This window comes from Cupriavidus sp. DB3 (genome assembly GCF_020418465.1).
Taxonomy (GTDB): Bacteria; Pseudomonadota; Gammaproteobacteria; order Burkholderiales; family Burkholderiaceae; genus Cupriavidus; species Cupriavidus cauae.
This window is the reverse complement of the sequence record NZ_JAIZPL010000008.1, coordinates 1-17,176: the sequence shown is the minus strand read 5'-3', so window position 1 is coordinate 17,176 and position 17,176 is coordinate 1. Positions and strand designations below refer to the sequence as shown.

General features: G+C 67.6%; 6 protein-coding genes. 2 read left to right on the top strand and 4 right to left on the bottom strand.

What is annotated here, in order from left to right; all coding sequences use genetic code 11:
• Positions 1-66 precede the first annotated feature (66 nt).
• On the bottom strand, positions 67-1,164 hold the full coding sequence (locus K7G19_RS22405; protein ID WP_226109218.1) for a GNAT family N-acetyltransferase: 1,098 nt from the start codon (positions 1,162-1,164) through the stop codon (positions 67-69).
• A 193-nt stretch (positions 1,165-1,357) separates the two neighbouring features.
• Here K7G19_RS22405 and K7G19_RS22400 point away from each other — a divergent pair, with 193 nt between their 5' ends.
• Both K7G19_RS22400 and K7G19_RS22395 read left to right on the top strand, forming a co-directional pair.
• Complete coding sequence (locus K7G19_RS22400) at positions 1,358-2,566, top strand: PepSY domain-containing protein (protein ID WP_150082265.1); 1,209 nt, start codon at positions 1,358-1,360, stop codon at positions 2,564-2,566.
• On the top strand, positions 2,563-2,808 hold the full coding sequence (locus tag K7G19_RS22395; RefSeq protein ID WP_149319600.1) for a hypothetical protein: 246 nt from the start codon (positions 2,563-2,565) through the stop codon (positions 2,806-2,808). The genes K7G19_RS22400 and K7G19_RS22395 overlap by 4 nt, the downstream gene beginning before the upstream one ends.
• Here the strand turns inward: K7G19_RS22395 and K7G19_RS22390 are convergent.
• The 3 genes from K7G19_RS22390 to K7G19_RS22380 form a co-directional block, all read right to left on the bottom strand.
• Positions 2,759-9,865 (bottom strand): non-ribosomal peptide synthetase, encoded by a 7,107-nt coding sequence (locus K7G19_RS22390; RefSeq protein WP_226109216.1) that lies wholly within the window; start codon positions 9,863-9,865, stop codon positions 2,759-2,761. The two genes, K7G19_RS22395 and K7G19_RS22390, sit on opposite strands and share 50 nt — an antisense overlap.
• Positions 9,866-9,932: 67 nt before the next feature.
• A complete protein-coding gene (locus K7G19_RS22385) occupies positions 9,933-14,582 on the bottom strand; it encodes a non-ribosomal peptide synthetase (protein ID WP_226109214.1) in 4,650 nt (1,549 codons plus the stop codon).
• 4 nt (positions 14,583-14,586) lie between these two features.
• On the bottom strand, positions 14,587-17,176 hold a 2,590-nt coding region (locus K7G19_RS22380), incomplete at its 5' end, for a non-ribosomal peptide synthetase (protein ID WP_226109212.1).

The following is a 17,176-nucleotide window of genomic DNA, read 5'->3' as shown; positions in this document are numbered from 1 at the left end:
CGGTTTGCGCCGGCCCTTTCCTGCCGATCTCGGCAAGGCGGCCGGCGCGTTCCGGCCGTCAGCCGTTCAGGACGCTGAGTACGCTGCGGGCGCCGTTTCCAGTCCGTCCCGGTCCGCGGGCAGGTACAGATGCTCGCCAAAGAAGCGTTCGCGCAGCAGCATCACCAGCATGGCCTGCTTGTGCGGGAAATCGAACAGCTTGATCTTCGAGAAGCCGGCCCGATCCAGGTTGGCGATCTGGCGATGGTGGTCCGAGCGCGGCTCGCCGACGATGCGCTGCGTGCGCGGATCGTCCAGGAACTGGAAATGCTGGATGGCGGGGAACCAGGCGGTCAGGAAGGCCTTGCCCCGGAATGCCGGCTCGCCGATCAGCACATGCCAGCCGCGATCGAAGTCGTTGGCGTCATAGAACGGCGCGATGCGGTTTTCCTTGGCCCAATAGACCTCGAAGTAGCCGAACGGCGTGCCATCGATCGACGCGATCAGCGGCAGCATGTGCGGATCGTCGATCAGCCCTTGCAGATAGCACCGATGCTTTTCCTCGTCGCCTTCCTCGTGCCAGAAGTGCGCGACATCCGGATCGTTCATCCAGCGATGCAGGCTGGCAAGGTCGTGCTCGACCGTGGCGGCGTGCAGCGTAAAGGTCCGGCGCAGCCAGGGGATATAGCGGGCGTAGACCGTGCCCGCGGGCTTCGGCGGCCGCACCGGATGGCGCTTCTCACCGGTCATCGCATAGCGCAGCGGATAGGGCGCCTCGGCGCGGCTGCCCAGCCATAGCGGCGCGTATTGCCACAGCATCGCGGCCTCGCAGCGGTCGCCGTCGGCGTGCGGACGCACGACACCGCGCCGATGCAGCAACGCCCGCGTCGGCTGGTGTTCGATGTCGACATCCATTTCGGTGACCGCCCACTGCGTCGTGATCGCCTCGAGCGCCGCGATCGCGGCATCGGCGGACGCGTCGGTATCGGCAAAGGACTCCGCGAGGCGCAGTACCGGGCGCGGTCCCGGGGCAACGGCGAAGCTCGCGAGCGGTTCGTTGCGGCGGGCGTCACGTACCTCGAGCCGCCCGGCTTCCCACGACGATTCCAGGGCGTCGCCGCGCGCCTCGAAGGAGCGAAACCCCTGGAAGGCGGCGGCCGCGCTGCCCGACTGTTCGATCGGCATGATGTTCTCCATGGTGATGGCCGGCAAAGGCGTTCGACCGGTGCTGGAGAGACGGTGGGCGAGGCGGGAAATTTAGCGCGTGGGGCACGCTGTGCCGGCGCCTGCGCCCGTAGGCTATCCGGGGGCCGCCAGACCCATATAGAATGCGAATCATTCGCAAATAGGGATCGACCGCCGCCGGGCGCCAGCCACCATGCATATCCGAACGTTCCGCATCTGGTACCTGATCCACAAATGGACCAGCCTGATCTGCACCGTCTTCCTGCTGTTGCTGTGCCTGACTGGCCTGCCACTGATCTTCGGGCATGAGATCGACCACTGGCTCGGCAATGGCGTCGAGGCGCCGGAGCTGCCGGCCGACGCGGGCCGGGTGCCGGTCGATCGCATCGTCGCCGACGCGCTGGAGCGGCGCCCGGGCACGGCGGTCCGTTTCGTCACCGCCGACGACGAGGAGCCGGTGTGGTTCGTCTCGCTGTCCTCGCGGGAAGCGCCTCGCCAGGGCGGGGCGCTGCTGACCTACGACGCCCGGACCGGCGACCTGCTACGCGATACGCCGCTGCGGTCCGGCTTCATGCTGATCATGGTGAAGCTGCATACGGACCTGTTCGCCGGGCTGGCAGGCACGCTGTTCCTGGGCTTCATGGGCCTGTTGTTCGTGATCTCGATCGTCTCGGGCATCGTCGTCTATGGCCCGTTGATGAAGAAGCTGCCCTTCGGCACGGTGCGCCGCGAACGGTCGACCCGGCTCAAATGGCTGGACCTGCATAACGTGCTGGGCATGGCCACGCTGTCGTGGGCCTTCGTGGTTGGGCTGACCGGCGTGCTGCTCACGCTGGCCAAGCCGACGTACAGCTTCTGGCAGGCCACCGAGCTGAAGGCGATGGTCGCGCCGTTCGCGGCCAGGGACGGCGCGTCGCCCGCCGCGGCCGCGCCGCCGGAAAAGCTGGCCTCGCTCGACGCCGCGATCGCGCTGGCCAAGGCCGAGGAGCCGGACATGACCACCGCCTTCGTCGCCTTCCCCGGCACGCCGCTGGCCGGCAACCACCACTACGCCGTCTTCATGCGCGGCGACGCGCATATCACCTCGCGGCTGATCAAGCCGGTGCTGATCGACGCGCAGACCGGCGCCTTCGCGGCCAAGCGCGAGATGCCCTGGTACGTCGCCGCGCTGCGGATCTCCGGGCCGCTGCATTTCGGCGACTACGGCGCGATGCCGCTGAAGATCCTGTGGGCCATCCTCGATGTCATCACGATCGTGCTGCTCGGCAGCGGCATCTATCTGTGGGTTGGCCGCACGCGTACCACCAATGCGCGGCTGCGCAAGATGGAAGACGAACAGCGCACGGCCGAGCGCGCCGCTCCCGCGGTCGCCGCGGTGAGCCAAACCGGAGCGAGCCGATGAAAACGCCCGGGACGTTTCTGTGGATCTATGGCATGCCGATCGTCCTGGCCATCGCCGGCTGCGTCGGCCTGGCGGCCGCGCTGTTCGCGGACGGGGTATGGGATTGGGTCTCGTGGCTGGCCCTGGGCGCGATGACAGCGGCAGGGCTCTGGTATGCGCTGATCCCGGCCGCCTCGTCCACCGAGCGTGGCGTCAACCGTTCGCCGGCACGGCCTCCAGCCGATCGCGCAGCCCCTCGATAAAGGCCGGCGCCCGCACGATCCCCAGATGGGTCGCCGCGACGCGCTGCGAATAGGCCGGCTGCCGTTCCAGCAAGGCAACCAGCCGTTCCATATCGTCCTCGGCGCGGTCGGCTGCCCACCAGCAGGTCGGCGCCACCTGCAGCGCCTGCAGCGACATGTCGTGACTGAGCTCGCGCAGCCGTTCGGCCGTGGCGAACATCCGTGACAGTTCGTCCGGGCCCGCTTGCTCCGCGCCGCCGGCCAGCGCGAAGGCGCGCCGGATCAGATGCTCGACGAGCTCGGGACCTTGCATCTCCGCCTGTGCCCTCGTCAGCTCGTCCGCAAAGCCGCTGTTTGCCAATTGCGGGAACAGCTGCAACAGATACGCGTGGAGTTCGTCGATCGAGCCACGCTGCCTGACCGGCGCCGTTCCCTGGCGCGGCACCAGGCTGTCCACCAGGCCGAGGAAGGCCACGGTCTCGCCGGCGTCCTCCAGGATCGCAGCCATCCGCGCCGCCAGTGCGCCACCGAGCGACCATCCCAGCAGCCGATAGGGACCCGTGGGCTGCACGGCCCGGATCGCCTTCACATGCAGATGGGCGAGATGTTCGAGCGAGTCGAACGTGTCCACCGGCGGGCACGCAAGCCCATGGACCTTGCAGGCCCCCTCAAGTGCTCGCGCAAGCGGCGTGTAGTCGAACACATTGCCGAAGGATGCGTGCACGCAGAACAGCGACGGCGTCTCGGCGGCGGACCGATTCAGGGGTACAGGCCGATGCTGCGCCGAGCCCGCGCCGCCGAGCACCTGGCAGAGCGAGGCGATGGTCTGATGTTCCATCAGATGGCGCAGCTCGATGGCCAGACCGGCGCCGGTCGTGGCACGCAGGCGCGTCAGCACCTGCAGGCACAGCAGCGAATGTCCGCCGAGTTCGAAGAAGTTGTCGTGGATGCCGACCTGGTCGACGCCGAGAACGTCTTGCCAGACCTGCGCCAGCAGGGTTTCGATCTCGTTGCGCGGGGCGACGTAGCCCTGGGTTTCCCAGACCGGGGCGGGCAGGGCGCGACGATCGAGCTTGCCGTTTGGCGTGACCGGCAGGCGGTCCAGCGCGATGATTTGCGCCGGGACCATGTGGTCGGGCAGCTGCGCCTTCAGTCCGGTCTTTAGCGTGGCGGTATCCGTGCCGTCCAGCACGCAGTAGGCGACCAGCCGGTCCTCATGGACGATCACGGCGGCGTCCTTGACGCCAGCTTGCGATCGCAGCAGATGCGCAACCTCTCCGAGTTCGACCCGGTAGCCGCGGATCTTGACCTGTTCGTCCTGGCGGCCGAGGTATTCGATCCGGCCGTCGGCGTCCTGCCTGACGCAGTCGCCGGTGCGGTACATCCTTGCCCCGGCGGTGAAGGGATCGGGGACGAAGCGCTCGGCGGTCAGCCCTGGGCGACCGAGGTAGCCGCGCGCCAGCTGCGGTCCGGCGATATAGAGTTCGCCGACGATGCCGGCCGGCACCGGGTTCAGGTCGGGGTCCAGTACATAGACGCGGGAGCCAGGCAACGGCGTGCCGGTCGGCAACTGCCGTTCGGGCAGGGTCACCGCTTCATGCGTCAGAACGCCGACCGTGGTTTCGGTCGGGCCGTAATGGTTGAACAGCCGGCATTGCGGCTTCAGGGCGCGGATCGTCCGAGCCAGTTCGGCCGAGGTCGCTTCGCCGCCAAGAATCAGCGCCTCTTCGGGCAGCACGTCAGCGGGTTGGCAGGCCTGCAGCAATCCGCGCAGATGGCTGGGTACGATCTTGAGCACACCGACGCGGTGCCGGGCCATGTAGTCGGCAAAGCGATCCGGATCGAAGCCCCGCTCGCGAGAGATCAGATGCAAGGTGCGGCCGCTGCAGAGGGCGCCGAACAGCACGGTATGGCCGAGATCGGCCGCGGTGGTGGATACCATCGCCATCGAGGCATCGGCAGGCAGTTGCAGCCGGTGCAGCACGCCGGAGACGTAATGCGCGAGCGCGTCGTGGCTGACCACCACGCCCTTGGGGGTGCCGGTGGAGCCGGAGGTATAGATCAGGTAAGCGGCTTGCCCCGGAAGCAACGAGACGGAAGGCGCATCGTCGACCGGCGTCACGGACGTCGGATCGATGCAATCGAAGCCCGGCCCGAACCCCGGTCCGAACTCCGGCACGGAGCCGGGCACCGAGCCGACGACAACACCGGCGCCGGCGTCGTCCAATAGCTGGCGCAAGCGCTCGACCGGCTGCGCCGGGTCGAGCGGCACGCAAACCGCGCCGGCCTTGAGGATGCCAAGCAGTCCGGTGATAAACGCCGGAGAGCGCTCGACACAAAGCCCGACCCGCGTCTCGCGGCCAATGCCGCGCTCGGCCAGCGCCACCGCGATGCCATTGGCGATCCGATCGGTCTCGCCCCGAGTCAGCGTCTGCTCCTCATATCGCAACGCCAGCGCGGATGGATCGACCTCGACGCTGCGCCGCCATGCCGCCAGCACATCGCCTGGCCTGGCAGCCACCGCCTCACCGATCAGCCGTCCTTCGTCCCCGCCATTCAACACGAACTCGCCAACACGAAGCCCCGACCCCGCCGCCATCTGCTCGAGGACGCCAAGGTAGTGCGCCAGCATCCGTTCAACCGTACGATGGTCGAAAAGATCGCACGCATATCCCATGGCCCCGAACACCGCGCCGGTCTGGTCCTCCTGCGTATCGAGGGACAGGTCCACCTTGGTCGAGCGGACCGATCGCTCCACCGGTTCCAGCTGCAATCCCGGAAGCCGTTGCGCGATGCTGCGGTCGCGCCGTTGGTGGTTCAGCATCACCTGGAACAGCGGGTTGTGCGACGGGTCGCGTTCGGGCTGCAATGCCTCGACCAACTGCTCGAAGGGCAATTCCTGATGTGCCTGCGCTTGCAGCACGGACTCGCGAGCGCGGGCGAGCACAGCGTCAAACGCCATGCTGCCGTCGATCTCGGTCCGCAACACCTGCGTGTTGACGAAGAAGCCGACCACACCCTCGGTTTCCACCCGATTGCGGTTGGCCACCGGCACGCCGATGCGCAGATCTCGCTGACCGGTGTAGCGGTAGAGCAGGACCTGGAAGGCGGCCAGCAGCACGGTAAACAGCGTGGTGTCGGCACGACGCGCCAACGTCCTGAGCTTGGCCGAGAGGTCCGCGTCGAGCGAGAACGAAACCGCGCCACCGCGATGGCTTGGCACCGCAGGACGCGGCCGGTCGGTCGGCAGTTCCAGCACCACGGTGCCATCGTTGGCCAGATGCGACTTCCAGTAGCCCAGTTGCCGCTCGAGTTCGCCGGCCTCGAGCCATTGCTTCTGCCACGCCGCGTAGTCGGCGTACTGGATTGGCAGCGGGGCCAACTGCGCCGGCTGGCCGCTGACGAAGCCCGCATAGAGCCGCGCGAACTCGTCGATGATGACGTTCATCGACCAGCCGTCGGAGACGATATGGTGCATGGTGACCAACAGGATGTGGTCGTCGTCGGCCAATCGCAGCAGGCGCACGCGCAGCAGCGGTCCTTGTTCGAGGTCGAACGGGGCCCGGGCCTCGGCGTCGACCAGCGACTGGACCGTGGCGTCGCGCTGCGCCGGATCGGTGTCGCGCAGATCGCTGATGGCGACGGGAAGGGGAGCAGGCGCGTGAATGCGCTGCACCGCCTGCTCGCCCTCCTGATGGAAGGTGGTGCGCAGGCTTTCGTGCCGCTCCACCAGCGCATCGAAGGTTCGCTGCAGCGCCGATCGATCGAGGTTGCCGCGCAGGCGTACCGCTCTTGGGATGTTGTACGCGGCGCTATTGCGGTTCCATTGCCACAGGAACCATAGCCGTTGCTGGGACCAGGACAACGGGATCGCGGCGCTGCGATCGGCCCGGGCCGGAGTGCGATCCGCCGTCGCTGACGAAGACGAAGACGAGGCGCCGTTCTGATTCGTCGCGATCGCCCGCGCAAGGTCGCCCAATACCGGGTTGGCAAACACCTGCTTGGGCAACAGCTTGTGACCGGCCTTCTTCAGGCGGGCGATCAGCTTCAGCGACAGGATTGAATCGCCACCAAGCTCGAAGAAATTGTCGGTGGCGCCGACGCGCTCGACGCCAAGGACTTCTTGCCAGACCTGCGCGAGCAGGGTTTCGATCTCGTTGCGCGGGGCGACGTAGCCTTGCGTCTCCCATACTGGCGCGGGCAGGGCGCGACGATCGAGCTTGCCGTTTGGCGTGACCGGCAGACGGTCCAGCGCGATCAGTTGCGCCGGGACCATGTGGTCGGGAAGTTGGGCCTTGAGCTGGGCTTTCAGTGTGACGGTATCCGTGCCGTTCAGCACGCAGTAGGCGACCAGCCGGTCCTCGTGGACGATCACGGCCGCGTCCTTGACACCGGCTTGCGATCGCAGCAGATGCGCGATCTCACCGAGTTCGATCCGGTAGCCGCGGATCTTGACCTGTTCGTCCTGGCGGCCGAGGTATTCGATCCGGCCGTCGGCGTCCTGCCTGACGCGGTCGCCGGTGCGGTACATCCTTGCCCCGTCGTTGAAGGGATCGGGGACGAAGCGCTCGGCGGTCAGTCCCGGGCGACCGAGGTAGCCCCGGGCCAGCTGCGGTCCGGCGATATAGAGTTCGCCGACGATGCCGGCCGGCACCGGGTTCAAGTCGGGGTCCAGTACATAGACGCGGGAGCCAGGCAACGGCGTGCCGGTCGGCAACTGCCGTTCGGGCAGGGTCACCGCTTCGTGCGTCAGCACGCCGACCGTGGATTCGGTCGGGCCGTAGTGATTGAACAGCCGACAGTGCGGCTTCAGGCCGCGGATCGTCCGAGCCAGTTCGGCCGAGGTCGCTTCGCCGCCAAGAATCAGCGCCTGCTCGGGCAGGACGTCAGCGGGTTGGCGGGCCTGCAGCAATCCGCGCAGATGGCTGGGGACGATCTTGAGCACGCCGACGCGGTGCCGGGCCATGTACTCGGCGAAACGATCGGGATCGAAGCCCCGCTCGCGCGAAATCAGATGCAAGGTGCGGCCGCTGCAGAGGGCGCCGAACAGCACCGTATGGCCGAGGTCGGCGGCGGTGGTGGAGACCATCGCCATCGAGGCATCGGCCGGCAGTTGCAGGCGGTGCAGCACGCCGGAGACGTAATGCGCGAGCGCATCGTGGCTGACCACCACGCCCTTGGGGGTGCCGGTGGAGCCGGAGGTATAGATCAGGTACGCGGCCTGGTCAGGAAGCAGCGAGACGGAAGGCGCATCGGCGACCGGCGTCACGGACGTCGGATCGATGCAATCGAAGCCCGGCCCGAACCCCGGCCCGAACTCCGGCACGGAGCCCGGCACGGAGCCCGGCCCCGAGCCTACGACAACACCGGCCCCGGCATCGTCCAATAGCTGGCGCAAGCGCTCAACGGGCTGTGCCGGATCGAGCGGCACGCAAACCGCGCCGGCCTTCAGAATCCCAAGCAGCCCGGTGACGAACCCCGGCGAGCGCTCGACACAAAGCCCGACCCGCGTCTCGCGCCCAATGCCGCGCTCGGCCAGCGCGGCCGCGATCCCATTGGCGATCCGATCGGTCTCCTCGCGCGTCAGCGTCTGATCCTCATATCGCAACGCCGTCGCGGAAGGATCGGCCTCGACGCCGCGCCGCCAGGCAGCCAGGACATCCGGCAGCGCTCCGTCGACGGTTTCGGCAACCAGCACGCCCCCGTCCCCGGCGATGCCGATCTGCCCGAGCCGTTGGTCGGGGTCGGCCAGCATACGTGCCAGCGCCTGTTCCATCCGGCCCAGCAACGCCGTGACGTCCCGGTCGGCGAAGCGGTCGCGCTGGTACGCGAGCGTCAGATGCAGGCGCTCGTCCATCGCCGCGATCACGCTCAGCGGATAGTTATTGCGGCCGCTGATGACAAATTCAGCGCCTGCCTCCTTGGCGGCGGCGCCCAGCAGGCGGATGTCGATCTCGCCCTGCCGCTGTTTCAGCGCGGCGTCGACCGGATAGTTCTCGAACACCACGATGCTGTCGAACAACGCGCCGCCTTCGCCCGGGCGTGCCAGCCGCTGGATGTCCGGCAGCGGCATATGTTCGTGCTGCTGGTTCTCCACGGCCTGTTGCTGGATGGCGCGCCACCATTGCCGGACCGGCAGGTCGCTCGGCAGTCGCACACGCAGCGGAACCGTGTTGATGAACAGGCCGACCATCGATTCGATGCCGGGGAAATCGCCGGAGCGGCCCGACACCGTGGTGCCGAACACCACGTCGTCGCCGCCGCCATGCCGTGCCAGTGTCCAGGCCCACAGCCCTTGCACCAGCGTATTGACGGTGACGCCTGCCTGCCGCGCCAGCGTGCGCGCGGTTTCGCTGAGGGTGGGCGACAGCGACAGCTTCTGCTCCGCATAGCCGGATCGCCCGACCTCCGGCGCACTGGCCGGCAGGGGCGTCGGCACTTCCACGTCCGCCAGCGCCTGCTGCCAGTAGCTGGTAGACGCCGCCTTGTCGCGCTGGCCGAGCCATTGCAGGTAGGCGCTGAAGGGACGCGGCGCCGTGGCGGGCAGCGGCTGGCCGCGGCGCAGCGCCAGATACGACTGCAGGACGTCGCTCAGCACCATGCCCACGCTCCAGCCGTCCATCGCGACATGATGGAAGGACCAGGCCAGCCACCAGCGCCGCGCCTCCACCTGGACCAGGCAGAGCCGAAGATCGGCGGCGCGGCGGAAGGGGAATCCGTCCTGCCGCTGCGCTCTGAGCCTGGCTTCGAGTTGCCGGCGCTGTTCGTCCGGCGGCATGCCGCGCCAATCGATCTGTTCCAGTTGAACGGGCCGCCGCTTGTACGCGATCTGCAGCGGCACGTCGCTCTCGCCCCAGATAAAGTCGCTGCGCAGGGCCTGATGCCGGTCGGCGGTCCATTGCCAGGCGCGGACGAAGTCGTCGATCGCCAGCTCGCCGCGAATGTCGAAGACGCGCTGATAGTGATAGGGGTCGCCGTCGCCGCGTTCCAGTGCGTGGAACAGGACGCCCTGCTGCAAGGCGGTCAGTGCCGCAATGCTCTCGATGTCCTGTTTGCGTCGTTCGGTGGCAGTCGTCATGGTGATCGGATTCAAAGGCAGCAAGCGGTATGGAGCTCGTTTCAGAGCTCGCATTTGGGAGCACGGTTTAGAGCACGTTATCGAGCAGCGCGTCGAGCGCGTCCTGGCCGATCTGGACATTGACCAGGTCGGATGGCGTCATGCCGTGGTTGTCGTGACAGAGGCAGTGCTCGATGACGGCTTCCAGTTCGCGATGGAGCGCATCGCCCAGGCGCTCGATGGTGGCGGGCTCGAACTGTTTGCAGCTATAGCCGAGTTTCAGCACCAGCTCGGCGCCGAATACCTGGCCATTGATAGTCAGCGCGTTGCCGAGCGGGGCCTGGGCATCGCGGCTGGCCCCGCTCGGTTCGTCGGCCATGGCGAAGTCGGCGTCCTCGCCCGCGGTCTGGTCGAATTGCCCCAGATAGTTGAACGTGATGCGCGGCTCGGCGCGGCGGGCCATCTCCGACCGGATCTCGGCGGGGCCCAGATGACGCAGCAGGCCATAGCCGATGCCGTTGTCGGGGATCGCGCGCAAGGTCTCCTTGACCTGCTTGATGGTGTCGCCGATATCCGGCGCGACGGGCAGCACCACGGGGAACACCGTGGTGAACCAGCCCACCGTGCGGCTGATGTCGACCGAATCGGAAAGCGCTTCCCGTCCATGCCCTTCCAGCTGGATCGCGACACGCGGCCGTTGCGTCCATGTGCCAACGGCACGGGCGACGGCGGTCAGCAGCAGGTCGTTGATGCGGGTGCGATAGGCGCCGTGCGCTTGTTGCAACAGTTGCGTGGTTCGCGCCGCGTCCAGGCGGATCGTGTGCTGGCGCCCGTCGATGGCAAGCGCCGGTTCGTCGTGATCGGGTTCCAGCGCCGGCACGTCGGGCTGCGATAGCCAGTAGTCCGCCTGCTGCCGCAGGGCGTCCCCATTGGCGTGCGCCGCCAAGGTCTGCCCCCACGTCTTGTACGACGCGGTCTTGGGCGCAAGGACGATGGCTTCACCTTGCCGTGCGAGGCGATACGCCTGCTGCAGGTCTTCCATCAGGATCCGCCATGACACCCCATCGACCACGAGATGGTGCACGGCGAGCAGCAGCCGCTCGGTGCCGTCGGCCAGTCGCAGGTGCAGCGCGCGCAGCAACGGGCCCCGTTCGAGGTCCAGGCTTCGTTGCGCATCGCTGCAACGGTCCGTGATGGTGGCGATGTCGGCCACCTGCTCGTGCCACAGCAGGTCATGAGCGTCGTGCTCGGCGTAATGCTGTTGCCATTGGCCGTCGCACTGTCGATAGCGCAGGCGCAAGGCATCGTGATGGGCGACGAGGGCCTGAAGCGCCTGGCGTAGCGCAGCCTGGTCGATCGGTGCAAGAGGCTTCAGCAGTACCGACTGGTTCCAATGATGGCGATTCGGCATCGGCGTCTCGAAGAACCATCGTTGAATCGGCAGCAGCGGCACTTCGCCCGTGGGTTTGTCTTCGACGGGCCGTTCCGTGTCCTCGCGCGTCGCCGCCCGGGCCAGCGCCTGCACGGTCTGATGCAGGAACAGGTCCTTGGGCGTGAAGCGCAGGCCAAGGCGTCGCGCCTTGCTGACGGCCTGGATCGACAGGATCGAGTCGCCGCCGAGCTCGAAGAAGTTGTCGGTGATGCCGACTCGTTCTACGCCAAGGACCTCCTGCCAGACCTGAGTCAGCTTGGCCTCGACCTCGTTGCTCGCGGCGACGTAGCTCTGGACTTCCCACACCGGCTCCGGAAGCGCCCGGCGATCCAGCTTGCCGTTCGGGGTGACCGGCAGCTGGGTCAGCGGCATGATCTGCGCCGGCACCATGTAGGGCGGCAGGACGTTCTCGAGATATGCCCGGAGCCGCGCCGGGACCTCCACCTCACTGTGGACTGGCACAACGTAAGCGACCAGCTGTTTGCCACTTGGACCATCGTGGGCGACGACCACCGCTTCGCGCACGGTTTCGTGTGCGCGCAGGCGCGCCTCGATCTCGCCCAGTTCGATGCGATAGCCGCGGATCTTGACCTGATGGTCGAGCCGGCCGACGTATTCGATGCTGCCGTCGCGGCAGCGCCGCACCAGATCGCCGGTGCGGTACATGCGGGCGCCGGCGGTGAAGGGGTCCGGGACAAAGCGCTCCGCGGTCAGTCCCGGTTTGCCGACGTAGCCGCGCGCGAGACCCAGGCCACCGATATACAGCTCGCCTGCTACGCCTACCGGCACCGGGTTCAGGTCGGCGTCGAGCACGTAGGCGGTGCGGTCGCCCACCGGTGTGCCGATCGGCACGTATGCGCTCGCGCAATCGGTGTCGTGCTGCCCGACCCAGGCCAGCGGCGTGACCACGGCCTCGGTCGGGCCATAGCCGTTGATCAGCGTGCGGGCCTGGAACTTCTGCTTGATGCGCGCGAAGGCCTCGCGCGACATCGCTTCGCCGCCGAAGGACAGCAGGCGCAGCGGCACCGGTTCGGTGGCCGCCTCGGCCAGTCGCAGCAGGTACGCGGGCGGGAAGCCGGCATTGGTGACGCCTTCGCGCGCGATCACTTCGAGGGTCTGCTCGGCGCTCCACAGGGCGTCGTCGCGCAGCACCAACTGGGCGCCGGCGATCAGCGGTACCAGCCAGCGTTCGTGGGCCCCGTCGAAGTTGAAGGACAGGAAGTGCAGCTCCCGGTCATCCGGTCCCATGCCGTATTGCACGACGGTGGCGTGGCAGTGCATCGCCAGCGGTCCGTGCTCGACGGCGACGCCCTTGGGCGTGCCGGTGGAGCCTGACGTGTAGATCAGATAGGCCAGTTGGCGGGGGGCGACGGTCGGCAGTTGCACCGGCGCCGGCACGCCAATGTCCTCCATGACGAGGAGCGGCAGGGTGGTATCGATGCGACCAGTCAGCGCTTGCGAGGTCAGAACGAGCTTGACGCCGGCGTCCTGCAGCAATTGCTCGATACGCGCAGCCGGCAGTTCGGGGTCCAACGGCAGGTAGGCGGCGCCGGCCTTCAGCGTGGCCAGCAGCCGTACGATCAGGTCAGGGCTGCGGTCGAGCACGACGCCGACGACGGTTTCCGGGCCGACACCGGCCGCGTGCAGGGCGTAGGCAAGACGCGTGGCGGCGGCATCGAGTTCGCCGTAGCTGACGGCGCGCTGCCCGCAACGCAGCGCAATGGCATCAGGGCGCTGTGCCGCCTGACGCGCGATGGCGACGTGGACGGGATCCGCAGCCGAGTAGCGGCGATCGGTGACATTCCAGTCGGTCAACTGCTGTCGCTCGTCCGCAAGCAGCAGCGGGATCGCGGCGATGGCGATCGCCGGTTCCTCCGCCACGGCGCGTAACACGCCGACATAGTGCCGCTGCAAACGCTCGACCGTATCGTGATCGAACAGATCGGCGGCATAGCCGAACACGCCGTTGAGGGCGCCATGCTCGTCCTCCTGCGTATCGAGCGCCAGATCGACCTTGGCGGCGCTGCCCGTACGCTCGACTTTCTCCAGCATCAGACGGGGCAGCCGATCCAGCGCGCGCAGGTCGCGCCGCTGATGGTTCAGCATCACCTGGAACAGCGGGTTGTGCGACAGATTGCGCTCGGGCTGCAGCGCCTCGACCAGTTGCTCGAACGGCAGTTCCTGATGCGCCTGCGCTTGCAGCACCGATTCCCGAGCGAGGGCGAGTACCGCGTCAAACGCCATGCTGCCGTCGATCTCGGTACGCAGGACCTGCGTGTTGACGAAGAAGCCGACCACGCCCTCGGTCTCGACGCGATTGCGATTGGCCACGGGGACGCCGACGCGCAGGTCGCGCTGGCCGGTGTAGCGGTAGAGCAGGACCTGGAAGGCGGCCAGCAGCACGGTAAAGAGCGTGGTGTCGGCACGGCGCGCCAATGCCCTGAGCTGGGCTGACAGGCCAGTGTCGAGCGAGAACGAAACCGCGCCGCCGCGGTGACTCGGGACAGCCGGGCGCGGCCGGTCGGTCGGCAGTTCCAGCACGACAGTGCCATCGTCTGCCAGATGCGACTTCCAATAGCGCAGTTGCCGCTCGAGCTCACCGGCCTCCAGCCACTGCTTCTGCCACGCCGCATAGTCGGCGTACTGGATCGGCAGCGGCGCCAATTGAGCCGGCTGGCCGCTGACGAAGCCCGCATAGAGCCTAGCGAACTCGTCGATGATGACGTTCATGGACCAGCCGTCGGAGACGATATGGTGCATGGTGACCAGCAGGATATGGTCGTCGTCGGCCAAGCGCAGCAGGCGCACGCGCAGCAGCGGTCCTTGCTCCAGGTCGAACGGCGCCTGGGCCTCGGCGTCGACCAGCGACTGGACCGTGGCGTCGCGCTGCGTCGGATCGGTGTCGCGCAGATCGCTGATGGCGACGGGAAGGGGAGCAGGCGCGTGAATGCGCTGCACCGCCTGCTCGCCCTCCTGATGGAAGGTGGTGCGCAGGCTTTCGTGCCGCTCCACCAGCGCATCGAAGGTCCGCTGCAAGGCGCCATCGTCCACCGAGCCGCGCAGACGCAGCATGCCGGCGAGGTGATAGGCGCTGCCGGCAGGCTCCAGCTTCCACAGGAACCACATTCGTTGTTGTGCGGCGGACAGCGGCAGATCGCCGGAGGGCGGGCGCCAGTCTGGCGTAATCGGAAGCACCGACAGCGAAATGCCCTGCTGGCCCAGCCGCTCCCGCAGGATCTTCCGCTTCTCCGGCGGAAGGCCGACAAAACGCCGGATCAGTTCCCGGCTTGTTTGCTGTTCGTTCATTGGATCAGGAAGTCTCGAGATCGGCCATCAAGTCGTCGATGGTCTGCAATTGGCTGGCGACGTTGACCGTGGCGCCGGTCGCCTGTTGCTGGGCGATGTATTCGGCAAGCTCGGCCACGGTGGGCAGCGACATCGCTTGACGCAGCGTCAGCGGGTTGCCGAACTCGCGGTGCAGCCGGGAAACGAGTTGCGTCAGCAGCAGGGAATGGCCGCCAAGCTCGAAGAAGTCGTCGTGAATGCCGACCCGTTCGACGCCCAGCACTTCCTGCCAGATCGCCGCCAGCAATGCCTCGATGTCGTTGCGCGGTGCCACGTAGGAATGGGTTTCCCAAACCGGCTCGGGCAGGGCGCGGCGATCGAGCTTGCCGTTGGAGGTAACCGGCAACTGGTTCAGCGGCACGATCTGCGCCGGCACCATGTAGGGCGGGAGGCAGCCTTCGAGATAGGTTTTCAGCTTCGCGCCGACGCCGGGCTGGTCTTCGGCGGGAACGGCATAGGCGACCAACTGCTTTCCGCCCGGACCGTCGTGGGCGACGACCACCGCTTCCCGCACGGTTTCGTGTGCGCGCAGCCGCGCCTCGATCTCGCCCAGTTCGATGCGATAGCCGCGGATCTTGACCTGATGGTCGAGCCGGCCGACGTATTCGATGCTGCCGTCGCGGCAGCGCCGGACCAGATCGCCGGTGCGGTACATGCGGGCGCCGGCGGTGAACGGGTCCGGGATGAAGCGTTCGGCTGTCAGTCCCGGTTTGCCGACATAGCCGCGCGCCAGGCCCAGGCCGCCGATATACAACTCGCCGGCCACGCCTACCGGCACTGGATTCAGGTCCGCGTCGAGCACGTAGGCGGTGCGGTCGCCCACCGGTGTGCCGATCGGCACGTATGCGCTCGGGCAATCGGTGTCGTGCTGTCCGACCCAGGCCAGCGGCGTGACCACGGCTTCGGTCGGTCCGTAGCCGTTGATCAGCGTGCCGGCCTGGAACTTCTGCTTGATGCGGGCCAAGGCTTCGCGCGACATCGCTTCGCCGCCGAAGGACAGCAGGCGCAGGGGCACCGGCTCGGTGGCCGCCTCGGCCAGACGCAGCAGGTACGCGGGCGGGAAGCCGGCATTGGTGACGCCTTCGCGCGCGATCACTTCGAGAGTCTGCTCGGCGCTCCACAGGGCGTCGTCGCGCAGCACCAGCTGGGCGCCGGCGATCAGCGGTACCAGCCAGCGTTCGTGCGCGCCGTCGAAGTTGAACGACAGGAAGTGCAACTCCCGGTCGTCCGGTCCCATGCCGTATTGCTCGACGGTGGCGTGGCAGTGCATCGCCAGCGGTCCGTGCTCGACGCCGACGCCCTTGGGCGTGCCGGTGGAGCCGGAGGTGTAGATCAGGTAGGCGAGCTGCCGGGGATCGACGGCGGACAGTTGCACCGCTTCCGGCTCGCCAATGTCCTCGATGACGATGACCGGCAGGGTAGTAACGATGCGGCCGGCCAGCGCCTGGGACGTCAGAACGAGCTTGACCCCGGCGTCCCGCAGCAATTGCTCGATACGCGCAGCCGGCAGTTCGGGGTCCAACGGCAGGTAGGCGGCGCCGGCCTTCAGCGTGGCCAGCAGCCGTACGATCAGGTCGGGGCTGCGGTCGAGCACGACGCCGACGACGGTTTCCGGGCCGACACCGGCCGCGTGCAGGGCGTAGGCAAGACGCGTGGCGGCGGCATCGAGTTCGCCGTAGCTGACGGCGCGCTGCCCGCAACGCACCGCAATGGCATCGGGGCGCTGTGCCGCCTGGCGCGCGATGGCGACGTGGACAGCCTCGGTCGCCGAGAAGCGGCGGTCCGGCGTATCCGGGTCGCGCGAAGGCTCCTCATGGTCCGTATCGAGCAACTTCAAGTCGGCGATACGTGTCGTCGGGGCAGCGGCAAGTTGGTCCAGTACGCCAATGTATTGCCGCTGCAATTGCTCGACGGCAGCGTGCGAGAACGCTTCGCACTGATAGCTGCAGACGATATCGAGCGTGGCACCGGCCGAGACCACCAGCGTCAGCGGATAGTTGGTAGTCGCCGCATGGCTGACCTCGCCGAGCTTCAGGCCGTTCTGCTCGCGCTGGCGCAGTGCCGCATCGACCGGGTAGTTCTCGAACACCAGGATCGAGTCGAACAGCGCCTGTCCGCCTTGACCGGCCCAGCGCTGGATCTCGTACAGCGGCACGTGTTCGTGCTCGCGCAGCGCCAGGTTCTCCGCTTGCAGCGCCTGCAGCCAGTCGGCGACGGCCTGGTCCGGCGACGGGGCCTGGATCACCGGCAAGGTATTGATGAACAGGCCGAGCATCGCCTCGGCGCCCGGCAAGGCCGCCGGCCGACCGGCGACCGTGGCGCCGAAGGCAACGGCACGCCGACCGGTATAGCGCTGCAGCACGATGACCCAGGCCGCCTGCAACAGCGTGTTCAGCGTCAGATGCTGGCTGGCGGCGCTGCGTTGAAGGCGCGCGAGGGCGTCGGCATCGAGGCTGGTGTGGCAGGTCGCGTGACCGGTGCCGGCATCCGGTGCGGGAAGTGCCGAGGCCAGCCGGGTAGGCTCGTCGAGCGCTTGCAGCCGCTCGCGCCAGAAC

Excerpts from the sequence above, each read along its gene's own strand:
- K7G19_RS22385 (WP_226109214.1), bottom strand. The coding sequence starts at position 14,582 with ATGAACGAACAGCAAACAAGCCGGGAACTGATCCGGCGTTTTGTCGGC.
- K7G19_RS22390 (WP_226109216.1), bottom strand. The coding sequence starts at position 9,865 with ATGACGACTGCCACCGAACGACGCAAACAGGACATCGAGAGCATTGCG.
- K7G19_RS22405 (WP_226109218.1), bottom strand. The coding sequence starts at position 1,164 with ATGCCGATCGAACAGTCGGGCAGCGCGGCCGCCGCCTTCCAGGGGTTT.
- K7G19_RS22395 (WP_149319600.1), top strand. The coding sequence starts at position 2,563 with ATGAAAACGCCCGGGACGTTTCTGTGGATCTATGGCATGCCGATCGTC.
- K7G19_RS22400 (WP_150082265.1), top strand. The coding sequence starts at position 1,358 with ATGCATATCCGAACGTTCCGCATCTGGTACCTGATCCACAAATGGACC.